Origin of the sequence: Levilactobacillus paucivorans, assembly GCF_001437125.1 — a bacterium.
GTDB lineage: Bacteria > Bacillota > Bacilli > Lactobacillales > Lactobacillaceae > Levilactobacillus > Levilactobacillus paucivorans.
The window spans coordinates 1-2300 of record NZ_JQCA01000013.1; the positions used below are offsets into that span (position 1 = coordinate 1).

At 40.7% G+C, this 2300-nt stretch carries 2 protein-coding genes and 1 pseudogene; all 3 read right to left on the bottom strand.

Annotated features, from left to right (window positions below):
* Positions 1-622: 622 nt before the first annotated feature.
* Positions 623-1498, bottom strand: a pseudogene (locus tag IV54_RS12040) (ArdC-like ssDNA-binding domain-containing protein); the annotation flags it as partial.
* Between the two features lie 3 nt (positions 1499-1501).
* Positions 1502-1717, bottom strand: a complete 216-nt coding sequence (locus IV54_RS00660; RefSeq protein WP_057877480.1) for a hypothetical protein — start codon at positions 1715-1717, stop codon at positions 1502-1504.
* A 121-nt stretch (positions 1718-1838) separates the two neighbouring features.
* Positions 1839-2300, bottom strand: a 462-nt coding sequence (locus IV54_RS00665) for a topoisomerase C-terminal repeat-containing protein (protein ID WP_191980398.1), incomplete at its 5' end; no start/stop codon positions are given.

Here is a 2300-nt window from a genome sequence, read left to right on the forward strand (position 1 = left end):
GTAATTCCTAGTATAGCACAGAAATAAAAAAGGCCACTAGGGTATACCCTAATGGCTTAATAACATTTTGTTGCTCTTGGTTGATCTATCTTCTTATTTGTTGCGTTTCTTCTTTCTCTGGTTGTTTCACTTCCGGATTATGCTTAGCAAAATCTTTTAACTGGTTCTGTGTACGGTTGCTTATTTCTTGGTGTACTTGTTTTAGTTGCTTTTCAGCTTGTTGGTTATTTTTAGCAGGGTCTTGTACTTGCTTTAGTAAATTTTTGTACTGTTGAGATAGGGTAGGGTGTTCTGGATCATTATTCTTTAAAATAGACTGATTAGCAGAATGAGGGTTGTTGTCATTACGTTCAATGTATTCATCTGCATAATAGCCATGTCCTAAGTCTTTTATAGCATTATTTGATTTTTCAATGTCCGCTACATCTTCCCATGTGGCAGTCTTTCTAAAATAATCAGCTTCTTTTTCTGATATATCTGAAAGGGTATAACTTTCTTGAATGGCGTTTTGTAAATTGTTGTTATAGAGTTTTTTAACGGCTTCTACTGGATTATCAGCTTTTACTACTAATTTTTCTTTAGCAATATCTTCAATTTTTTCAGTTATTTTGTTAGCTTTTTCTTGTTGTAAGCCTAATTGTTTGGTTAAGCCATCGCTAAGCTCAATCACTTTGTTGCTCACTTGCTGGATCTCACTTAAAGCACTATGGATCACGGCTTTATCTTTGGCCCAGGTGGCCACGTAACCGAGTGAGTAGTTGCTGGTATCAACGCCAATATTTTGCATGGCAACATACGCAACCGCTTCGGCTTGGGTTTCCTGATAGGCTCGTGGCCGATCTTTAAAGGCTGATTTTAAGCCGTGTAGCTGGCTATGCGCATATTCGTGGTATAACGTCTTTAGTTTCAAAGCATTGTCGGGCTCATCGCCACCAATAACAATTTCATTAGTGATGGGTTGAAAATATCCCTTAGCCCCATTTAACGTTGCTAAGGGCACTTCACCGACTTGCAGATCGGTTTGCTGGTTTAGATAATCCTTGAATGCGTTATACAAGCTTGTCACATTCTGATGATCGGCCAAATTTTCTTTGACAAAGTCTTTAGCGCTTAGGACAGGGTCACCACTAGTTTGTGCCACGTCGAAGATGGGCAGGTAACGATAACCAACAATGGCCCGTTCGTCGGTAGTATCAAGTCGCTTTTGCTCAGCAGGTGTTAATTTCTTAATAATAGGTGCCGCAATTCGAATGGATTTAGCACCCTTATTAACAGTGCGGTTAAAATCAGTTTGCCATTGCTTAAATCCCGCGACTTGGGTCGCTTGGGGATTTTGAGCATAGATCAAGTCAATATTTCTGGCACTGTACTGGTGGAATTTAGCCAGGGTATTAAGATACTGTTTAAATCGGTCACTATCGGTTAATTTTAGGATTTGTTGTTCAGCCTGGGCGAATAATTGTGCTTTCCAGGCTTTAACGTCGGCTTTACTCGGCATTGTCTACCCCTCCTCATCTTCAAAAGTATCATTCAATGTCGGCAATGATCTTATTTGAACCGGAGTCGTGCCATAAAGGGCAACGTAGCCATCGGCTAATTTTTGCCAGGCCACTTGATAGTAAGCTCCATTTCCAGTAATTTCTTTTAAATACTTGTAGGCTCCTTTAGTCTGCAAAACCGGTAATTCACTCCCAATGACTGTTGATTCGTTATCCATTTCATGATCTCCTTTGCTTTGCTAATCTCACCCGTTGTTTGGGTTTACTTTTAGGGTTGTAAAAGTGAACCTAAATGACGGGTTCACCAACCGGAACGTAGTGCAGGGCGGTAGGCAGGTTCTAATCAAAATCAAAACTTAATTTATGGCCGTCAAGCTTTAACTTGGCGTCAAACGACTTTCCCTTTTTGCTCTTGAAACCCTTTAGTTTGCTGGTTTCACCCTTGGTAACTAACGCTTTAATTGCGGTCTTCCCGAGCGTCTTGCTACTCCATTTCTTAGGTAAGGTAAAATCTTCACCTTGCTTGGGCTTCACAATGTAAAACTTCTGTTTATCTAAAACGGTCGCTTGCGGTGTTTCTAAGAATACTTCGTCGGCTTTTTGCGCTTGCTGTTGGTGATCGATTTGTTGCTTAATGCCTGCACTGCCAGTCAATTGCGTGGGAACATCAGCAATCAATTTTGCCACGAACTTTTTGATTTGGTTCAAAAAGTTATCCGGGGTGCGTTCTTCGGTACTGATTTGTTGTAACGCTTGCTCCCATTTAGCCGTCATTTCTGGACTAGTTAGCAAGGGTTCGAG